17 protein-coding genes are annotated in these 19,772 nt (G+C 39.3%); 9 read left to right on the top strand and 8 right to left on the bottom strand.

Features of this window, described 5'->3' with window-relative positions:
- Positions 1 to 74 precede the first annotated feature (74 nt).
- Positions 75 to 1,952: a sodium:solute symporter family protein gene (locus tag MWU82_RS15000; protein WP_215946654.1), complete on the bottom strand. Its 1,878-nt coding sequence runs from the start codon at positions 1,950 to 1,952 to the stop codon at positions 75 to 77.
- Between the two features lie 314 nt (positions 1,953 to 2,266).
- Here MWU82_RS15000 and MWU82_RS14995 point away from each other — a divergent pair, with 314 nt between their 5' ends.
- The 7 genes from MWU82_RS14995 (at position 2,267) to MWU82_RS14965 (ending at position 11,341) form a co-directional block, all read left to right on the top strand.
- On the top strand, positions 2,267 to 3,349 hold the full coding sequence (locus tag MWU82_RS14995) for a histidine kinase (RefSeq protein ID WP_215946653.1): 1,083 nt from the start codon (positions 2,267 to 2,269) through the stop codon (positions 3,347 to 3,349).
- The gene (locus MWU82_RS14990; protein ID WP_215946652.1) at positions 3,349 to 4,065 is read left to right on the top strand and encodes a response regulator transcription factor; all 717 of its coding nucleotides are present in this window, start codon (positions 3,349 to 3,351) and stop codon (positions 4,063 to 4,065) included. The genes MWU82_RS14995 and MWU82_RS14990 overlap by 1 nt, the downstream gene beginning before the upstream one ends.
- A gap of 129 nt (positions 4,066 to 4,194) precedes the next feature.
- Positions 4,195 to 6,567: a PSD1 and planctomycete cytochrome C domain-containing protein gene (locus tag MWU82_RS14985; protein ID WP_215946651.1), complete on the top strand. Its 2,373-nt coding sequence runs from the start codon at positions 4,195 to 4,197 to the stop codon at positions 6,565 to 6,567.
- A 2-nt stretch (positions 6,568 to 6,569) separates the two neighbouring features.
- A complete protein-coding gene (locus MWU82_RS14980) occupies positions 6,570 to 8,063 on the top strand; it encodes a DUF1501 domain-containing protein (protein WP_247097002.1) in 1,494 nt (497 codons plus the stop codon).
- A 16-nt stretch (positions 8,064 to 8,079) separates the two neighbouring features.
- Entirely contained in the window at positions 8,080 to 10,137 is a 2,058-nt protein-coding gene (locus MWU82_RS14975) for a chitobiase/beta-hexosaminidase C-terminal domain-containing protein (RefSeq protein WP_247097001.1), read from the top strand.
- A 94-nt stretch (positions 10,138 to 10,231) separates the two neighbouring features.
- Complete coding sequence (locus MWU82_RS14970; RefSeq protein WP_215946648.1) at positions 10,232 to 10,795, top strand: YeeE/YedE thiosulfate transporter family protein; 564 nt, start codon at positions 10,232 to 10,234, stop codon at positions 10,793 to 10,795.
- Between the two features lie 132 nt (positions 10,796 to 10,927).
- Positions 10,928 to 11,341, top strand: a complete 414-nt coding sequence (locus tag MWU82_RS14965; protein ID WP_215946647.1) for a DUF6691 family protein — start codon at positions 10,928 to 10,930, stop codon at positions 11,339 to 11,341.
- A gap of 168 nt (positions 11,342 to 11,509) precedes the next feature.
- Here MWU82_RS14965 and MWU82_RS14960 read toward each other — a convergent pair whose 3' ends face one another.
- The 5 genes from MWU82_RS14960 to MWU82_RS14940 form a co-directional block, all read right to left on the bottom strand.
- A complete protein-coding gene (locus tag MWU82_RS14960; RefSeq protein WP_072862636.1) occupies positions 11,510 to 11,785 on the bottom strand; it encodes an ATP-dependent Clp protease adaptor ClpS in 276 nt (91 codons plus the stop codon).
- A gap of 21 nt (positions 11,786 to 11,806) precedes the next feature.
- Positions 11,807 to 12,643: a 50S ribosomal protein L11 methyltransferase gene (gene prmA / locus MWU82_RS14955; RefSeq protein ID WP_247097000.1), complete on the bottom strand. Its 837-nt coding sequence runs from the start codon at positions 12,641 to 12,643 to the stop codon at positions 11,807 to 11,809.
- A gap of 147 nt (positions 12,644 to 12,790) precedes the next feature.
- The gene (gene tpiA, locus MWU82_RS14950) at positions 12,791 to 13,543 is read right to left on the bottom strand and encodes a triose-phosphate isomerase (protein ID WP_215946645.1); all 753 of its coding nucleotides are present in this window, start codon (positions 13,541 to 13,543) and stop codon (positions 12,791 to 12,793) included.
- Positions 13,544 to 13,623: 80 nt separating this feature from the next.
- Positions 13,624 to 14,718: a BT_3928 family protein gene (locus MWU82_RS14945; protein ID WP_247096999.1), complete on the bottom strand. Its 1,095-nt coding sequence runs from the start codon at positions 14,716 to 14,718 to the stop codon at positions 13,624 to 13,626.
- Between the two features lie 81 nt (positions 14,719 to 14,799).
- Complete coding sequence (locus MWU82_RS14940; protein ID WP_247096998.1) at positions 14,800 to 15,348, bottom strand: DUF1599 domain-containing protein; 549 nt, start codon at positions 15,346 to 15,348, stop codon at positions 14,800 to 14,802.
- A gap of 108 nt (positions 15,349 to 15,456) precedes the next feature.
- On the opposite strand from MWU82_RS14940, the gene folP reads away from it, so the two are divergent.
- Positions 15,457 to 16,296 carry a dihydropteroate synthase gene (folP, locus tag MWU82_RS14935; RefSeq protein WP_247096997.1) on the top strand — a complete coding sequence of 280 codons (840 nt, stop codon included), beginning with the start codon at positions 15,457 to 15,459 and terminating at the stop codon, positions 16,294 to 16,296.
- Between the two features lie 110 nt (positions 16,297 to 16,406).
- On the top strand, positions 16,407 to 17,192 hold the full coding sequence (locus MWU82_RS14930) for a diadenylate cyclase (protein WP_215946641.1): 786 nt from the start codon (positions 16,407 to 16,409) through the stop codon (positions 17,190 to 17,192).
- Positions 17,193 to 17,208: 16 nt separating this feature from the next.
- On the opposite strand, the gene MWU82_RS14925 is transcribed toward MWU82_RS14930, so the two are convergent.
- Positions 17,209 to 18,975 (bottom strand): ABC transporter ATP-binding protein, encoded by a 1,767-nt coding sequence (locus tag MWU82_RS14925; RefSeq protein WP_215946640.1) that lies wholly within the window; start codon positions 18,973 to 18,975, stop codon positions 17,209 to 17,211.
- Complete coding sequence (gene truA / locus MWU82_RS14920) at positions 18,968 to 19,720, bottom strand: tRNA pseudouridine(38-40) synthase TruA (protein ID WP_247096996.1); 753 nt, start codon at positions 19,718 to 19,720, stop codon at positions 18,968 to 18,970. Before truA ends, MWU82_RS14925 begins: the two co-directional genes overlap by 8 nt.
- Positions 19,721 to 19,772: the final 52 nt, after the last annotated feature.

Genomic DNA, 19,772 nt, shown 5'->3' with positions numbered 1-19,772 from the left:
AATATTATAACTAAACTTATTTCTCTCTAATGTAATCTATCTAAAACTTAGTTCTAGGAACTTGTCAATTTTTTCTAATTTGGTATTTTTCGAACCTTATCCAACCAAGTAAACTTTAAAATTGCCGAAGTGGCACCAAATATCACTAATGCAACAATAGCTTTAGGATAATCCCTGATCATAAAATATATGGGGAGTACAATCATACTGGACTGCCATATGATGCCAATGGCACAGTTCATCATATCCCACCAAAATTCATTGTTCTTTTCAAATGTAGGATCTTCCGCTTTCAATTCTTTATATATCGGATTCCACCAACCCCAAGGTTTCACATTCTTGTAGAAGGATTTTAACACTTCCTTGTCGGTCGCAGGGCTAAAATAGGTCCCCAAAAACGAACCCAACATAGAGACCCCAAAAATTATAGGGAATAGATAAATGGCATGGACATGGGAAAGCTCGTACAACAAGCTACCCTCTGTAAAATTGCCTTTATTGTTATCTAGCACAAATTGTAATGAAGCAATAATCAAACCGGACAACATACCCCAAAAATAGCCCCAACCGTTAAATCGCCACCAGATCCATTTTAAAAAATTAGCTGCAACATACCCCCCGAACAACGCACTTGTTATCCAAAGGGTCAGGGAATTGATGGAATCTGCAAAAAATCCCATAACAACACCTAAAATCACCACCAAAAAGGAGGCTATATGACTCACTTTAATATAATGCTTGTGCGACGCTTCCGGCCTAAAGTATTTTTTGTAAATATCATTGACCAAATAAGCGGGGCCGGCATTTACAAAAGCCGAGAAAGTAGACATAAAAGCTGCAAGCAAACCGGCCAACAGCAAGCCTTTTATTCCCACCGGCACATGAAAGTTGATTACTTTGGGCAGCAATACCTCCAACTCCGCACCGGTAAGTCCAGGATTGGCAATCATTTCCGGCGTTAGTACAACCAGGGCAATTACTACAATCCCGGTTATTAACAAATACCTGGGAATAAACAGCACCAAATTTGTAAAACCACTCATGTAAGCGGCATCTTTCACGGTACGGGTAGACAAGATTCTTTGAAGGTCGTAACTAGGCGTAGGTCCCGCTATACTAGCAAAGAAACCTTTAAAAAGTGTCATTCCTATCAAGGCCCCGAACATCTTATATCCCTCAGAATCGATCAAATCATTAAAAGCCTGAAATTCCTTATCCCAATGGGTTCCCAATTCCCAACCAAAGAATACGTTTTTCCATTCGGCGCTTATTACCGAATTGATCTCTACATCGGAGAAAGCAAAAAAGGCATAGCCCGCAACAAGTATCCCAGCAATAACCATAATGATATATTGGAGTACTTCCGTAGCTACCACCGAGAACATTCCTCCCTTCACGGTATAGATCGTGGTCAAAAATATGATGATCATGGCATAGGACTGTTCAGAGTTCAACAAAACCATCTCCCCTATATGCAAAGCCATATCCCATGGTAGGATAATGGTCAAAAATTTACCAACGCCTTCAAAAAAATAAGCAATAAATCCTACCGCGGCAACAATAGCAAATACGGCCACTATACTATGGGAAGCCCTCCCTGCCCTATCGTCCCCAAAGCGGGTAAGTATCCATTCCGATCCGGTCATAATATTGGACCGCCGAATCCAAACCGCCAAGAACATCATAACAAAGATTTGGTTCCAAATTGGCCATAGCCACATGAACATAAAACTCTTTACCCCGTACAAAAATAGAATTCCTACCATCCACGCGGTACCGGAAACATCGAACATGCCAGATCCATTACTTAGCCCCAGATAATACCATTTTATGTTATTCCCTCCTAAAAAATACGACTTAAGGCCTTGGGATGCTTTTTTTGAAACCCAAATACCAACAAAGAGGGTCAACACTATATAGGCAACAATAATTGCCACATCGATTGCATTCATTCAATTTATTTTATGGTCAAAGCAAAAAAGCTCATCAACCAGTGATTTTTTATTTATAAAGGTTTAAAAAAAATATCGCAGCCTTATGTTTTTTCGCGCCTAAAGACAAGAACTCTTATTTTTTTTATAAATTCCCCAAATTTTCAAAACTATATTGGCGATAATTCAAAAAGTAAATAAAAACCAACAAGGGCATTCCACTTACCTGAACTAAATATTTGATTTTTTTTCAGGAAGAAGAATAAAATTAGACCAACAACCAACCCGTAAAGCCAAACGCCAATTTTTAGAATTTAAGACCGTGATCAATGCTAATGCCAATCAAAAAACTGAATCCTAAATTATTTAGTAGAAATAGTTCCGGTGATTTTAATATCAATTACAGGCACCATATCATTTTTTGGGCCGTGTATATCCTGTTCAATATTTTCCGCTGGGGAAATCTACACCAGGATTTTGCCTATTCCATAAAAACCAACTTATTGGGTTTCCCCATACATATGGCCTTGGCATACTTCAATATTTATTTTTTGATGCCCAAATTCGTTTACACGAAACGATATATTACTTATACTTTTTTACTCCTGGCCTCTTTGTTCATAGGACTATTGGTAAAATTCAACCTTACTTATTATTTAGTAAGCAACAACGTAATGCCCGAAGCCGGGGATGTTGAAAGCCTTACACTGAATTACGCCATAGTTACCATGCTGGGAGAACTTTATGTAATGTCGTTTGTGACGGCCATAAAAATTACGGTAGACTGGTTAAATGAAAACAGCAAACTCCACGAACTGGAAAAAAGACAGTTGACCACGGAATTAAAATTCCTAAGATCACAGGTTTCGCCACATTTCTTCTTTAACACGTTAAATAACATATATTCCCTAACTTTAGAAAAATCGGACAAGGCCCCTCAGGTAGTTCTAAGGTTATCAGAATTAATGCGTTATTTGCTATATGCTACGGACAAACCCTATCAGGATTTGACCAAAGAAATTGAATGTATCCAAAACTATATCGATTTGGAACGTATCCGATTTGACAATTCTTTACAAATTGATATGAATATTTCGGGCGATATTGAAGGAAAGGGAATTGCCCCCATGCTATTGATGCCCTTTATAGAAAACAGTTTTAAACATGGCGCCAGTAAAAATATTGGCAAAATGTACATCAAAATAAATTTGGAAGTTGTGGACGACATCCTGAATTTTGAAATCAGCAACAATATTCCACAAAATAAGTCGCGCAACACAATAAACCCAGAAGTTGGTGGAATTGGACTTACCAATGTAAAAAAACGATTGGAACTGGGCTACGAACCCAAAGATTACAATCTATCTATCTTTGAAAAGGACAAAATGTTTAACGTTATTCTTAAATTAAAGGTGTAATGAGTTTTAAGGTAATAATTATCGACGATGAACCACTGGCAATCAACATATTAAAGAACTATGTGGAACAGATTAAGGAACTGGATCTGGTTCAAACCTTCACCAACGCTATTGACGCTTCCACTTTTTTACAGAGAAATGAAGTAGACATTGTATTCCTGGATATCAATATGCCCATTATGAACGGCCTTGATCTCCTGGGAAGTGTAAATTCAAAAGCTATGGTAGTTATGACAACGGCCCATGAAGATTATGCCCTTAAAAGTTTTGAGTTGGAGGCCATAGACTACTTGGTGAAACCCATACCTTTCCACAGATTTTTAAAGACGGTTAATAGAATTATTAATTTAAAGGAAGGAGTTCCCAAGAACGAAGTGCATACGACCAATGATAATCCAAGTATTTTTGTAAAGGTCGATAAGAAAAAATTGCAAAAAATTTATTTGGACGACATTATTGTCATTGAAAGTCTAAAGGATTACATCAGGATAAAGACCAAAGCCAACAAACATATCATTCATAAAACCTTGAGTAGTTTTACGGAGGAACTACCTGCAGACAAATTTATAAGAATACATAGGTCTTATACCATAGCCATCAACAAGATAGATGCTATTGAAGGCAACAGCGTGGAAGTGCAGGGCATTAGATATACTATTGGGCGTAGTTACCTCAACGAAGTAAAAAGTAAAATTCTAGATGGTGATTTGGAATAAACCTTCCTAATTACACTTTATTCTTTTTTTTCGCCGCATTTAGCTGTCTTGGATTGTCATTTGTCGAAATTTACCGTTAAATTATTGTAAACTCGTTAACTTAGAAGGTGTTATTTTATCCAAAATCAAATGTTGGTCCAACCTACAAAAAAATTCCTTACCCGATCCCTAACCGGATTATATTCACTTTTGGTGTCCATTCCTGTTTTGGTCGCCTTTGGCTGCAACACTGGAGTACAAACCTCCGAAACGACTGTTAGCAACGATATTAACGGAAGAGTTCCCGATAAAATAGACTTTACTTTTCATGTAAAACCAATCCTATCGGACCGGTGTTTCAAATGCCATGGTCCCGATAAAAACGCCATAGAGGGCGGACTATCCTTGAACACGGCCGAAGATGCCTATATGGCCTTGGGCAAAAAGAAGGACCATTATGCCATTGTTCCCGGTGATGTTGAAAAAAGTGAATTGGTCAATCGCATATACACCGCGGACGAATCCTTAATGATGCCGCCTCCAGAATCCAACCTTACCCTTACCCAGTACGAAAAGGAAGTTTTAAAAAAATGGATAGATCAAGGAGCCGAATACAAGGAACATTGGGCATTTATTGCTCCTGAAAAGCCAATTGTACCAAAAACGACCAATACTACCTGGGCCCAAAATGAAATTGACCAATTTGTTTTAGCACAACTGGAACAAAAAGGCCTGCAACCCAGTGAAAAAGCTTCAAAAGAAAAATTGTTAAGAAGGGTGTTCTTCGACCTAACCGGGCTACCACCAAGCGTGGAACAAATAAACAACTTCGTCAACAACGACTCCCCCACTGCCTTTGAAGAAATTATAGATTCCCTGTTAAATACTATGGACTACGCAGAGCACATGTCCGCTGAATGGATGGATATTGCGCGATATGCGGACACCCATGGATACCAAGACGATTTTGAACGAATCATGTGGCCTTGGCGCGACTGGGTAATTCACGCCTTTAAGCAGAACATGCCCTATGACCAGTTTGTCACCTATCAATTAGCGGGAGATCTTCTGCCCAATGCCAACGCGGAACAGATTCTTGCCACAGGTTTCAACAGGAACCACAAGATTACCTTTGAGGGCGGGGTTATACCCGAAGAATATCGTATTGAGTATGTAGAGGACAGGGCGGTGACCTTTGGAACTGCTTTTCTGGGTTTAACTTTTGAATGTGCAAGATGCCACGATCACAAGTATGACCCAATAAGTCAAAAAAACCATTTTGAATTGTTCAGTTTCTTCAATAATATTGACGAATTAGGACTGACACCAGGTGGGGCTGGAAAAATTCCAAAACCATATATGACCATTACCGAAAAGGAGAAAAATGGCATATTGAGCTTTGTTCAACTCCAAAAATCCACCATGAAAGAAGTTCCTGTAATGGTCATGAACGAAATGGAGGAAATTAGACCATCCTATATCTTGAACAGGGGCGTTTACGACCAACCCACTACACAGGTATACCCCAATACACCCGAATCCATACTCCCTTTCCCTGAGGAATATCCCAAAAACCGATTGGGATTGGCAAAATGGCTTTTCCATGAAGACAATCCATTGACTGCCAGGGTTACCGTAAACAGGTATTGGCAACGCATGTTTGGCACAGGTTTGGTGGCATCTTCCTTCGATTTTGGCAATCAAGGCTCATTGCCTACACACCCAGAGTTGCTAGACTTCCTTGCCATAAAATTAAAGGAAGAAGGTTGGGATTCAAGAAAAATATTAAAATATATGGCCCTTTCGGCCACGTACCAACAAAGCACCAAGGTATCCAAGGAATTACAGGAATTAGACCCTGAAAACCGACTATTGGCACGTGCCCCAAGATTAAGGCTAACAGCCGAATTAATTAGGGACCAAGCCCTCAAGATCAGTGGATTGCTCAACAAAGAGGTGGGCGGCCCAAGTGTTAAACCTTATCAACCCGCCGGTATTTGGGAGGCCACCACTGGAGGCGGAGGAGGAAGTACGGCCACCTACATTACCAGCACGGGAAAAGACCTATATAGAAAAAGTTTGTACACCTTCTGGAAAAGAACCGTTCCTCCACCAAGCATGATGACTTTTGATGCGGCATCCAGAGATCTTTGTACTGTAAAACGGCAAGAAACCAATACCCCCTTACAGGCATTGGTATTGTTAAACGATCCCCAAATCATTGAGGCTTCAAGGCTCATTGCCAAAAACGCCATTGATCGCAATAAAGAAATCAGCGAACAAATAAAATATATATTTAAACTGGCAACGTCCAGAACTCCGGATGAGGAAGAATTGTCCATGTTGAACAATTATTACAATAGCATGCTCCAAAAAGTGGATGAAGAAGGTATAGACCCGCAGGACTATCTGTCCATTGGAGATTTTGAAATAGATAGTTCCTATTCAAAAAACCAATTGGCCGCATTGGCATTAACGGCACATACCATTTTAAACTTAGACGAAACTATAACCAGGGGTTGATCATGAGCGAAAAAAAAATTATAGAAGAACGATCCTTGATTTTAAACCGAAGGTCATTTTTAGGCAAAACGGCCTTAGGCGTAGGCGGGGTAGCACTAGCATCCCTTTTAGGTGCAAACCTATTTAGAAAAGATAAAAATGGCATACTTACTAAGGATGATGGTCTGGAAGGGGTTAAGGGAATTTTAAATTCACTCCATCACCCGGCCAAAATTAAAAGGGTAATCTATCTGTTTCAAAGTGGGGGACCTTCCCAATTGGAACTTTTTGACTATAAACCGCTTTTGAATAAAAGGCGGGGGGAAGATCTGCCAGAATCTATCAGAAATGGACAACGGCTTACGGGGATGACTGCCGGACAGGATAAATTTCCCTTGGTCGGTTCCCTGCACAATTTTAGCCAGCATGGCAAGAACGGCACCTACATAAGTGATATTCTTCCCTATACCGCTAAAATGGTAGACGAGCTATGCATTATAAAATCCATGTACACGGAAGCCATAAATCATGATCCTGCGGTTACGTTCTTCCAGACAGGATCCCAACAACCCGGAAGGCCCAGTATCGGATCATGGTTAAGTTATGGTTTGGGCAGCGAAAATGAAAATCTCCCGGCATTCACGGTCCTGTTGTCACGAGGCACGGGTAGACCCAACGGACAACCTTTATACACCAGGTTATGGGGCAATGGTTTTTTACACTCACTTCACCAAGGTGTTCAATTTAGGGCAGCCAAGGATCCCGTTCTATATCTGAACGATCCCAAGGGCATTACCAAAGAGGTTAAACGCGAAATGTTGGACAATTTAGCTGCATTGAACGACAAGCACTATCAAGATTCCGGTGATCCTGAAATAAAAAGTAGAATTGCCCAATATGAAATGGCATACAGGATGCAAACCTCCGTCCCAAATGTTATGGACACTGCCAATGAACCCGATTATATCTATGAAATGTACGGGCCCGAAGCTAAAATTCCGGGAACCTATGCAGCAAATTGCCTTTTGACAAGAAGATTGGCGGAACAAGACGTACGTTTTATCCAATTGTACCATATGGGTTGGGATCAACACGACAATCTACCTGGGGCCATTGCCAAACAGGCAAAAGACGTAGACCAAGCTTCTGCCGCTCTTGTGGCCGATCTAAAACAACGTGGATTATTGGAGGATACCTTGGTGATTTGGGGAGGTGAGTTTGGAAGGACCAATTATTCACAAGGTCTTTTAACGGATACCAATTATGGTAGGGACCATCATCCAAGATCTTTTACCATTTGGATGGCCGGAGGAGGTATAAAACCCGGTATCGTCTATGGAGAAACGGATGATTTTGGATACAACATTGTAAAGGACCCGGTTCATGTCCATGATTTTCAGGCCACAATGTTACATTTATTGGGAATAGACCATGAAAAATTAACCTACAAATACCAGGGAAGACGGTTTAGATTAACAGATGTGGAAGGCCATATTGTAAAGGATATCCTAACCTAAACCTATACACCAAAGAATGATACTACAGATTATAAGCCTTGGTCGCCTACATCCCCTATTGGTACACTTGCCCATTGGTATTCTTGTATTGGCCTTTCTAATGGAACTATACTTTAGAAAGAAAAATTCCGGAACGGAAAACGATATTATTAAATTTACTCTTGCCATTGCTGCGGCAAGCACAGTGCTATCAGTGGCCAGTGGTTGGTTATTGGGCGAAGATGGAGGTTATGATGAGACCTTGTTGTTTAGGCATCGCTGGATGGCCGTTGGATTGGCCATAGGCACTACCCTTCTATATTTTATTAAAAAATATCCAAAGGCCTGGTCCAAAAACATATACCTACCCCTTTTTATAAGCGTTATGGCCCTTTTAGGCCTAACAGGACATTATGGTGGGAGCATGACCCATGGGGAGGACTATCTGTATAAAAATAGGGAAACCAAAAAGGTGGTTATAACAGATGTAGACAAAGCCTTGGTATTCAATGATATTATAATGCCAATCCTGGATGATAAGTGTGTTAGTTGTCACAATCCCAACAAGGTTAAGGGAGGTTTAACTATGACCAACAAAGAACAACTGCTTTTGGGAGGAGACTCCGGCAGCCTATTAATTGCAGAAAAGGACGAAGTCCCCAGATTGATACACCACATAAAACTACCTATGGAAGACGAGGACCATATGCCTCCAAAGGGTAAGGTGCAACTGACCAATCACGAAATTCAATTATTGGAATGGTGGATAAGCCATGAAAACTGTTTTGATTGTGTGGCCGGAACTTTGGATAAAACCGAAAAGATCAATGATATTTTAAATTCATTGGAAGAAGACACTTCCACTAGGGCGCTTATTGCAAAAGAAGTGGAAATGGCTCCCGAAGACTGGTTAGCCTCCATAAACATCAACGGACCTATTATCACCAAATTGGCGGAAAAAAATCCCCTTTTAATAGTAAACTTGTCGGGTAATCAGAGTTTGCAAAAAAATGATCTAAAAGCACTAAAAAAGCATGCCGAAAACATTGTTGAACTCAATTTGGGCAACTCTAATTTTAATGATACTATTTCTTCGTATTTAACTTCCTTCAAGAATCTTACCAAATTACAATTACAAAATACAAAGATCACGGATAAGTCCATGGCGTCCATAGGAGATTTAAAACACTTGGAGTCCCTAAATATTTATGGTACCGATATTACGGATCAGGGTCTGGAAAAGTTGACCGCTCTAAATGGTTTAAAAACTTTATATCCATGGAATTCCAAAATCACCAAAGAAGCTCTGGATCACTTTAGCAATAAGTATAAGGGGGTTACAGTGGTAAGCATCAACGAAGATCTCTTTACCCCATCCAGCTTGGAACCACCATCCATAATTGCAGATACCGATTTCTTCAAGGATTCGATTGAGGTGACCCTAGATTATTTTTTCAAGGGAGTGGACCTCTACTATACCTTGGACGGTTCTGAACCGGACACCACATCCACGAAATACAATGAACCCATTTTACTGACCACCTCTACCCAGCTCAAAGCTGTTAGTCATAAATCGGGTTGGGAATTAAGCCCTGTTAAAACCGTCAGTTTTAAAAAATCGAATATTCTACCCAATTCCATTACCCTAAACAATAAACCCAACGAAAAATACAAAGGAAATGGAGGAAACACCTTGATAGATCTTAAAAGAGGAACCATCAATTTTGTTGACGGCAATTGGATAGGTTATGAAGGCAGTAATTTTGCAGCCACTCTAAAACTCCAAAAAGAAGAATTGATATCTACGGTATCGGTAGGGGCATTTTCTTCACCTGAAAAATGGATTTTTTATCCAACAGGTTTCAAAGTGTGGGTATCACAGGATGGCAATAATTTTAAGCTTGTCCACACGGAGAAAGTTCCGACGGAAAAACCCAACTCGGATACCAAATTTCAATTTTTCGACCTAAACATACCTCCAACCAAATCTACTTATGTAAAAGTAGAAGTAATAAGTCAACTTAAGAACCCGTCCTGGCATGCTAACCCTGGGGGAAAAAGTTGGTTGTTCGTAGACGAGATAGTCCTTAATTAAAAATATTGGATAGTGCAACCTCTAAAATCTCTTGTGTAACAATTGTTACATAGAGAATTTTAGATAACTTTATCTTTGCATCTTAATAAATAATATGGATTATATACTTCAACCCTGGCCATGGTATGTGTCCGGGCCTTTGATTGCCCTCGTAATGCTAATTTTGGTGTTTTTCGGAAAAACTTTCGGCATGTCCTCCAATTTACAGACACTTTGCAGCATTGGCGGTGCAGGGAAATTTTCGGACTATTTCAGACTGGATTGGAAGGCACAGCGCTGGAATCTCACCGTTGTTCTTGGAGCTATCCTTGGTGGATTCATAGCAACACAATATTTATCCGATGGTTCGGCAATTGCCTTAAGCGCGGAAACCATTTCGGATCTAAATGCCTTAGGGTTTAATGAGGCAGGGGAAACCCTCCTACCCCCCGAGATTTATAGTTGGGAAAATGTGTTGAGCCTAAAAGGGATTTCAGTCTTGGTCATTGCGGGATTTTTAGTGGGCTTTGGAACCAGGTATGCCGGAGGATGTACTTCGGGCCATGCTATTACAGGCCTAAGCAACCTTCAGCTACCCTCGCTCATAGCGGTAATAGGTTTCTTTGTTGGCGGACTTATAATGACCTTCTTTATTCTACCCTTAATTTTTGGATCTTAAAAATGAATTTCAAGAAGCATACCGTATATACGTGGAGCTAAATATTGGATTCATCAATTATTGTAATATCAATTAATAATAAACTTAAGGCTGGAGAAATTGTTTTCAGCAAAAGCACATAACAGAAACAAAATGAAATTCTTAAAATTCTTGTTGGTCGGTATCTTCTTTGGTATTGTTCTAGTGAAATCGGAAGCAGTGTCTTGGTATCGTATCTATGAAATGTTCAAGTTTCAATCCTTTCATATGTACGGAATTATTGGGTCTGCAGTATTTCTGGGCGTTCTTTTTATTTGGATCTTTAAAAAATACAAGGTTAAGAGCATAGAAGGGCGAGAAATAGACTTGCTTCCAAAAGAAAAAGGTGTGGCAAGATATATCCTTGGCGGTACCATCTTTGGCTTAGGATGGGCCTTGGCAGGTGCTTGCCCTGGACCCATGTACATTCTGGTAGGTACAGGTGTTTTTAGTATGTTCATTGTTATTGCAGCTGCCCTATTGGGCACATTCACCTACGGCCTACTTCAGAAGAAATTGCCCCATTAAAATCACACACATAGACCAACAAAGTGGGGATTGTGTTACCGATAACCACAAACCTAATTTTTCAAATTAATTATAGGTATACGGATATGCCCAAAACTCCTCCTGTCATTAGGAAGCGGGTTGGCTTAATGAAATAAAGAAAAAAAGGTTTTTATAGCTATTGCTTACTTAAACAATTTCAGCACTTAGTCCAGCATTCAAAAGCTTACTGCACCTAGGCTTTAAATCGTTATATTCCCCTGTCTTAACCGTACATTTTCCATTGTAATGTACAATTAGGGAACATTGCTCCGCCTGTTCCGGAGTGTGGTCGCAGGCCATTATTAAAGTTTCAATAACGTGATCAAAAGTATTAACCTCATCATTGAACAAAACAATCTCATTTTGCTTTACAGTCTCCTCATCCAAAAGTAATTCTTCCGAGACTTTTTCCTTTGTACTCATAGAATTCAATTTTAATACCTTCTAAAATACATATTTTACGGCAACCCAATTATTCTTTTCCAGATTTTTTTCAAATTTTAACCCTACTTCCTCACATCTTTCCGAAATCTGCGGTATATCCTCCTTATAAAAGCCACTTAAAAATAACATACCACCCTTGTTCAGGCATTTCACATAGGACGGAATGTCCTCCAACAAAATGTTTCTATTAATATTGGCTATGATAATGTCGTATTTCTGGTCCACCAGTAAATAGGCAGTTCCTTCGTAAACATTAATATGGCTACAATTGTTGCGCTCAACATTTTCCTTGGCATTTAAGTAGCACCAGTTATCTATATCTATGGCATCTATATCTTTAGCTCCCTTCATTGCCGCCAAAATAGCCAAAACACCTGTTCCACTCCCCATATCCAAGACAGATTTACCATTAAAGTCATGGTCCAGTATATGCTGTAACATCATATGGGTTGTTTCATGATGCCCTGTCCCAAAACTCATCTTTGGTTCAATAATAATATCATAATCCACTTTGGGCTTATCATGAAAAGGAGCTCTAACCACGCATTGGTCACCTACTTGAATAGGGTTAAAATTACTTTCCCAGGTAGCGTTCCAATTCTCCTGTTCTATCTCCGAATAATCATAATCAATGCTAAACAAAGGATTGGAAAGAATCTGTAGGTCATCCAGAATATTAGGATACCAATCTTCTTTTTTAATATAAGCTTGAACCCCATCTTCCGTTTCCACAAAACTTTCGAATTGCACTTCCCCCAATTCCGCAATGAGAATATCGGAAGCCGGTTGAACAGGGGCCACCTTAAAATTATACTCTAGATATATTGAATTCGACATTTTACTAAAACACCTTAATTAGACACCATTTTATAGTAAAAGAACCCGTTGAAACTTCAACGGGTCTTTAAATTATTTTGTTGCACCCAAACCTCTTAAATAAGTAAATATCACTGGGTTTGAATCCAAATATTTATAGTTAGCTGCTTATGCTATTGCTTCAATTATAGCAATAAAGTCATCCGCTACCAATGCAGCACCACCTATTAAACCACCATCAACATCCGGTTTAGAAAAAATTTCGACCGCATTATTCGGTTTTACACTACCTCCATAAAGTATGGAAACATTGTTTGCTATGGCCGCATCATAGGCATTGGTAATAGTCTTTCTTATAAAAGCGTGCATTTCCTGCGCCTGTTCTGGCGAAGCTGTTTCTCCTGTACCAATGGCCCATACCGGCTCATAGGCCAGGACGATTTTACTCCAGGCCGAGGCATCCAAGGAAAATAAAGCATTTTTTAATTGGCTTTCCACAATTTTAAAGTGGTTACCAGACTTACGATCCTCTAATTCCTCGCCAAAGCAAAACATTACCCTCATGTTTTTCGCTAATGCGGCTACGACTTTCTTGGCTAAAATTTCATCGGTCTCCCCAAAATAAGCCCTTCTTTCCGAATGACCTATAATTACAGTATCTACCCCTATTCCTAAAAGCATATTGGCCGATATTTCGCCAGTGTAGGCACCATTTTCTGCAAAATGCATGTTCTGGGCAATTACCTCAATAGTAGATGATTTTAATTTATCCACCGCAGCGCTCAAATTCACAAACGTAGGTGCCACCATTACCTCTGCCTTGGTATCTGGAAGTTTAGCGGAAAGTTCTGCCAACAAAACTTCCGTTTCCGCTAAATTCTTGTTCATTTTCCAATTTCCTGCTACTATTTTACTTCTCATTTTGATTCTAATTTATGTTGTTCCCTTATTATCAGTAAGGCTAATATATCCTTGGTTATAGAGGCATTGCCTCAAAATTATTAAAACTTTAAATCTTCCAAGTCGTTGAAATGGACTTTCTGCATAATGGTCCCCTTCTCCAATACCAACACTCCGGGATTGGATCTTACAATGGTTTTCAAAGTGGTTTCATCCGTGAAATAAAAATCAAATCCCAATTGATATTCCTTTTTCATTTTTTGGGTATAATCCTTACCTGAAGCGGACATTCCAATAACCTTATATCCGTTCTTTATAGCCTTATCCGTCACCTCCTTTATCTCAGTAAAAGCACGGTAATTACTCTTTGCCAGATCATAGGCTATCACCATGACCAATTTTGGTTCCTGCAGCAAGGAGGCGGCCATATCCTCACCATCCTGTTCAATAGTGAAATCATGGATCGGAGGTTCGTATCCTTTTTGAATTTCCTTGGTTTCTACATCAATAAACTCGCCATCTACAGCCGGATAATCGCCATTGGTAACCACTACCTTTTCTTCACCATCTACATTAAACTTCCAACTGTAATCAAAAATGGCCACCGGTGCGTTCTCTGGAACGCTCATGCCTTCTTCAATATTGGCCCCTATTTTATAAGGCCTAAAATCCAAAGCCGGCAAATGGTTAAGCACATAATAGGCAAAGATAGCACTAACTAACAAACTAAGCCCTACGATAAGTCTTTTGGAACCATCACCAAAAGGCGATCCAATATATTTTACCCCAAAAAAGAGTACAACAATAAGTATCAACAAAACCACATCCTTGGTAAAGGATTCCCAAGGGGTTAATTTTATGGCATCCCCAAAACAGCCACAATCGGTAACCTTATTAAAATAAGCGGAATAAAAGGTAAGAAAAGTAAAGAAAATGATCATCAAAAGTAGGCTCCAAACCGTAATTCTAACTCTGAATCCTATTAATAACATAATACCCAACAGTACCTCAAGGATTACCACAAAAATAGAGATCCCCAATGCATAGGGCATCAAAAATTCCAAATCCAGTACGCCTGGACTAAAATATTCCTCCAATTTAAAGGAAAACCCAACGGGATCATTCAATTTAATAAATCCACTGATAATAAATAAAACGCCGACAATTAAACGGCTTAAAGTCACTATATACTTCATATTCTAATACGATTCCGATTTTTATAAATTACTAGATATTATTAATTATCAGCCTTTTTTAGCCAGGGTTAAATATGGAATTTAGGATGTTGTTTTTTCTCCAAGATGTATCATTGCAAATACGGCATAGTTGATCATATCCTGATAGTTGGCATCTATCCCTTCACTCACCAACGTTTTTCCTTTATTATCCTCTATTTGCTTAACACGTAACAACTTCTGCAAAATTAGATCTGTCAGGGAACTCACCCTCATCTCCCTCCAGGCTTCACCATAATCGTGGTTCTTATTTTCCATTAAGGTCTTGGTGAAGGAAATGTGCTTATCAAACAAGGCCACAGCCTCCTCTGCGGAAAGATCTGGTTGATCAACTATTCCTTTTTCAATTTGAATCAAGGCCATAATGGAATAATTAATAATTCCGATAAACTCGGAAACCTCATCCTCATCCACCTTGCGCACTTCATTTTCTTGCAAACTTCTAATACGCTGTGCCTTAATATATATTTGATCTGTAAGGGATGGAAGCCTTAAAATTCGCCATGCACTGCCGTAATCTTGCATCTTTTTCAGGAAAAGGTCCCTACAAATTTTAATAACGGCATTGTATTGCTCGGAAGTATTATGCATTTAATCTTTCTAATTTGTGTAAATTTCGCTTAAAATTTTAAACTATTCAAAAATCGAGATTTAAACTTAACTACCAAAAGTTTTACTCCCCTTTATCCAATAAAAAACATGACCATTAACTGCAAAGGAAAATTAGTGGACCTAAGTACTCCCAGAGTAATGGGAATAATTAATATTACTCCCGACTCCTTCTATGATGGTGGCAAATACAAAGACGAGACCGAGATTATTGCGCAGGTGGAAAATATGTTGGCCAATGGGGCAAGTTTTATAGATATTGGAGCCTATAGTTCCAGACCGGGTGCCGATCACGTAGATGAAAGTGAGGAATTGGCTCGAATTATCCCTATCGTAAAACTATTGCTAAAGACCTTTCCGGACATCCTTATCTCCATAGACACCTTTAGAAGTAGGGTTGCCGATGAATGTCTGGCCCTTGGAGCTGCAATAATCAACGACATTTCTGCCGGCAATTTGGATCCAAAAATGTTGGAAATAGTCGGGAAGCACAGAGCGCCCTATATTATGATGCACATGAAAGGCACTCCCAGCACTATGCAGGGCATGACCAACTATAAAAACCTCTTGGGAGAAATACTCTATTATTTTTCCGAAAAAGTAGCCTTGGCGCGTGCTGCCGGCATTAACGATATTATTATTGATCCTGGTTTTGGATTTGCAAAAACCTTGGAACAGAACTATGAAATTCTCAAAAAATTTAATTTGCTGCACGCTATGGATCTGCCTGTTTTAACGGGTATTAGCAGGAAATCCATGATTTATAAGCTACTTGAAACCTCTCCTAACAATGCCTTAAACGGCAGTACGGCCCTACATATGTACGCGCTTACCAAAGGTTCACAAATATTAAGAGTACATGATGTTAAGGAGGCCATCGAATGCATTCATTTATTTAATGCCATTAATGGCTCCGAGAATCATTTGTGACCAATTTTTATTCCTAGCTATTGAAAAATTGTTCAAAAAAGGGTCAAAACATTTCTTAGAATTTAATTTGAGGTTATAGCTTATTTCCTATTTTTACAAAAACCACAGGATTGGATTTTTTAAACTTCTTAGATTTTAGTGTTACAGATATTATAGACATCTTTTTGGTGGCTGTACTAATGTATTATGTCTACCAATTAGTCCGTGGTACCGTAGCCATTAATATATTTATAGGAATTGTTATTGTTTGGGCTTTTTGGAAGTTGACTGAAGTTTTGGAGATGAAAATGATCAGTAGCATGGTAGGTGGTTTTATGCAAGTGGGACTAATTGCCCTTATCATTGTTTTCCAACAGGAAATCAGAAAATTTCTGTTAATGGTAGGCTCTACCAATTTAGCCTCAAAGCGCAACTTTTTAAAACACTTTAAATTCCTTAAGGAAGACGGACTTACCATAGGAACCAATGTAGACGCTATTATAGCTGCCTGTGAAAAAATGGGGAGCACCAAAACTGGTGCCCTAATTATAATTGCCAGAAATAATTCCTTGGACTTTGTTAAGTCGACCGGAGATAAAATGTATATCGAAATAACCCAGCCTATTCTGGAAAGTATTTTTTATAAGAACAGCCCCTTACATGATGGAGCGGCGGTTATTGAGGATAATTTTATAGTGGCTACCCGCGTAATTCTCCCTGTTTCCAATGAACGCTCCATACCATTGCGATTTGGACTAAGGCATAGGGCTGCTGTTGGCATCACCGAAAAAACCGATTCCTTGGCGCTTATTGTCAGCGAAGAAACGGGCCTGATCTCCTATATCAAAAATGGGGAGTTTGTATTGTTTAAGGATTTGACCGAACTGGCCAGTATAATTAAGTCCGATCTAATGTAACAGCACTTATTTTTCTTTAAGCTACCTCTTCTGCCAAAAATTGGGCTTCATATAAATTTTGATAATACCCTTTTTGTTTCAATAGTTCTTTATGGGTTCCGGTCTCTACTATCAAGCCGTCCTGCATTACCAATATTTTATCGGCCTTTTTAATCGTTGCCAATCGATGGGCAATTATAATGGAAGTGCGCCCTTCGGTAATCTTTTCCGTTGCACGTTGTATCAACTGTTCGGAATACGTATCTACCGATGAAGTAGCTTCATCCAATACCAAAATACTGGGGTTGCTCACGTAGGCCCTTAAAAAGGCTATCAATTGTCGCTGACCACTGGAAAGCATAGTTCCCCTTTCCTTAATATTGTAGGTATACCCTCCTGGAAGACTGGAAATAAACTCATGGACACCTATCTGCTTGGCAGCCTGTTCCATTTGTTCTATGGTAATAGCATCATTCTTCAGGGAAATATTATTGGCAATGGTATCGGCAAAGAGAAATACATCCTGCAACACCACGGCAATTTTAGACCTTAATGAGCTTAATTTGTAGTCCTTGATATTGATACCATCAATCAAAATAGCGCCTGAATTAATTTCGTAGAAACGATTTAGCAAATTAATTATGGTGGATTTCCCAGCACCTGTTGCCCCTACTATAGCAATGGTCTCTCCCGCCTTTACCTTAAAGGAAATTCCATGGAGCACTTCCTCATTTTCCAAATAGCCGAAGCGTACATTGCTAAATTCAATATCACCTTTAACACTATCCTTATCTATTGTTCCTACATCTTGAATATTACTGTCCGTATCCAATATTTTAAACACCCTGTTGGCAGCTACCATTCCCATTTGGAGGGTATTGAACTTATCCGCAATTTGCCTCAGTGGTCTAAACAACATACTGGACAGCAATATGAACATGAAAATGGTACCGTATTCCTCCTTACTAATATTGGCAACATTCTGCAGACCTCCGTACCAAACTATCAATCCTACGGTAATAGAGGATACAATTTCAGCAACCGGAAAAAAAATGGAGTTGTACCATACCGTTTTTAACCAAGCATTTTGGTGTTTTTCATTGATTTCCCTAAACTTCTCCTTCTCTATTTCTTCCCTAGTGAACAACTGCACTATCTTCATTCCGGTAATACGTTCCTGAACAAATGAATTAAGATTGGAAACCTGGGCCCTAACCTCAATAAAAGCAACCTTCATGGCCTTTTGAAACAGTCTTGTAGCGTATAAAATTATAGGCAAAACAGCAAATACTATTAACGACAGCTTCCAATTGGCTACAAGCATTACAATGGCCACCACCAACATTTTAAGTAAATCGGACACGATAACGAAGAAACCTTCACTAAAAATCTCCCCTATCCTTTGCATATCCGTCACCGCTCGTGTAACCAATAAACCTATGGAAGAATTGTCATAATACTTCATCTTAAACCCCATAAGATGGTTAAAAAGTTTTATCCGAATATCCTTTATAACGGATTCTCCCAACCAATTGGCGTAATAATTAAAATAAAGCTGACTTAAAACTTCGCCCAACAGTACACCCACCATGGCCAAGGTCAAGGTCAATAATTTTTGACCATCCTTATTGGTAATGGCATTATCAACTATCTCACCCACCAAAATAGGGGTAAGAACAGCAAAACCCGACAGTAAGATTGCTGCTATGGCAACGCCATAAAAAGTTAATTTATATGGCCTAACATGTCTAAGCAGACGCTTGAACAATCTATAATCAAATGCTTTACCCGTATCCTTATCCATTGTAATCAATAATATTTTTTGGATATTTTATTGCTGTCAAATATAATCCTTTTGCAGGTACCGATACCCCTGCCTTCCCTCTATCCTTACTGGCCAATATATATTCTATGTTGGTCGGGGAAGATTTGTCCAAACCAACATCTATAAGTGTTCCAACGATGGCTCGGACCATATTCCGCAAAAATCTATCGGCACTTATGGTAAAAACCAACTTGTCCCCATCTTTGGTCCATTGAGCCTTCCTAACATCGCAGAGATAGGTTTTTACATCGGTATTCGACTTTGAAAAACACTCAAAATCTTTATGTTCCACTAAAATAGCTGCAGCTTTGTTCATCTGCTCTATATTTAACGGATATTTCACATAATAGGCCCCATCTACCAAAAAGGGATTCTTTTTTTGAACTATCCAATATTCATATGTACGCTCAGAAGCATCAAAACGGGCGTGTGCCTCCGCCGGAACTTCAACAATAGAAACAATGGCTATATCTTCAGGAAGATAGGCGTTTAACCTATGAACCAATTCCACACCTTCAAAAACCGCATCGGAATCGAAATGGGCGAACATTTCCCTGGCATGGACTCCAGCGTCCGTCCTACCCGCACCGGTCAAAGACACTGTTTCCCGTAGAATTAAGGAAAAAGCGTTTTCCAAAACCTCCTGTACACTTATTGCATTGGGCTGTTTTTGCCAACCGTGATACGACCTGCCCTGATAAGAAAATTGGACGAAATATCTCAAATGAATAATTTAGTTTTGTGGTTGGCAAAGATACTTGTTCTAAGGGAGAAAA

Source organism: Arenibacter sp. S6351L, from assembly GCF_023016025.1.
GTDB lineage: Bacteria > Bacteroidota > Bacteroidia > Flavobacteriales > Flavobacteriaceae > Arenibacter > Arenibacter algicola_B.
This window is presented reverse-complemented; position numbering and strand designations above follow the sequence as displayed.

Excerpts from the sequence above, each read along its gene's own strand:
- MWU82_RS15000 (WP_215946654.1), bottom strand. The coding sequence starts at position 1,952 with ATGAATGCAATCGATGTGGCAATTATTGTTGCCTATATAGTGTTGACC.
- MWU82_RS14995 (WP_215946653.1), top strand. The coding sequence starts at position 2,267 with ATGCCAATCAAAAAACTGAATCCTAAATTATTTAGTAGAAATAGTTCC.
- MWU82_RS14990 (WP_215946652.1), top strand. The coding sequence starts at position 3,349 with ATGAGTTTTAAGGTAATAATTATCGACGATGAACCACTGGCAATCAAC.
- MWU82_RS14985 (WP_215946651.1), top strand. The coding sequence starts at position 4,195 with ATGTTGGTCCAACCTACAAAAAAATTCCTTACCCGATCCCTAACCGGA.
- MWU82_RS14980 (WP_247097002.1), top strand. The coding sequence starts at position 6,570 with ATGAGCGAAAAAAAAATTATAGAAGAACGATCCTTGATTTTAAACCGA.
- MWU82_RS14975 (WP_247097001.1), top strand. The coding sequence starts at position 8,080 with ATGATACTACAGATTATAAGCCTTGGTCGCCTACATCCCCTATTGGTA.
- MWU82_RS14970 (WP_215946648.1), top strand. The coding sequence starts at position 10,232 with ATGGATTATATACTTCAACCCTGGCCATGGTATGTGTCCGGGCCTTTG.
- MWU82_RS14965 (WP_215946647.1), top strand. The coding sequence starts at position 10,928 with ATGAAATTCTTAAAATTCTTGTTGGTCGGTATCTTCTTTGGTATTGTT.
- MWU82_RS14960 (WP_072862636.1), bottom strand. The coding sequence starts at position 11,785 with ATGAGTACAAAGGAAAAAGTCTCGGAAGAATTACTTTTGGATGAGGAG.
- prmA (WP_247097000.1), bottom strand. The coding sequence starts at position 12,643 with ATGTCGAATTCAATATATCTAGAGTATAATTTTAAGGTGGCCCCTGTT.
- tpiA (WP_215946645.1), bottom strand. The coding sequence starts at position 13,543 with ATGAGAAGTAAAATAGTAGCAGGAAATTGGAAAATGAACAAGAATTTA.
- MWU82_RS14945 (WP_247096999.1), bottom strand. The coding sequence starts at position 14,718 with ATGAAGTATATAGTGACTTTAAGCCGTTTAATTGTCGGCGTTTTATTT.
- MWU82_RS14940 (WP_247096998.1), bottom strand. The coding sequence starts at position 15,348 with ATGCATAATACTTCCGAGCAATACAATGCCGTTATTAAAATTTGTAGG.
- folP (WP_247096997.1), top strand. The coding sequence starts at position 15,457 with ATGACCATTAACTGCAAAGGAAAATTAGTGGACCTAAGTACTCCCAGA.
- MWU82_RS14925 (WP_215946640.1), bottom strand. The coding sequence starts at position 18,975 with ATGGATAAGGATACGGGTAAAGCATTTGATTATAGATTGTTCAAGCGT.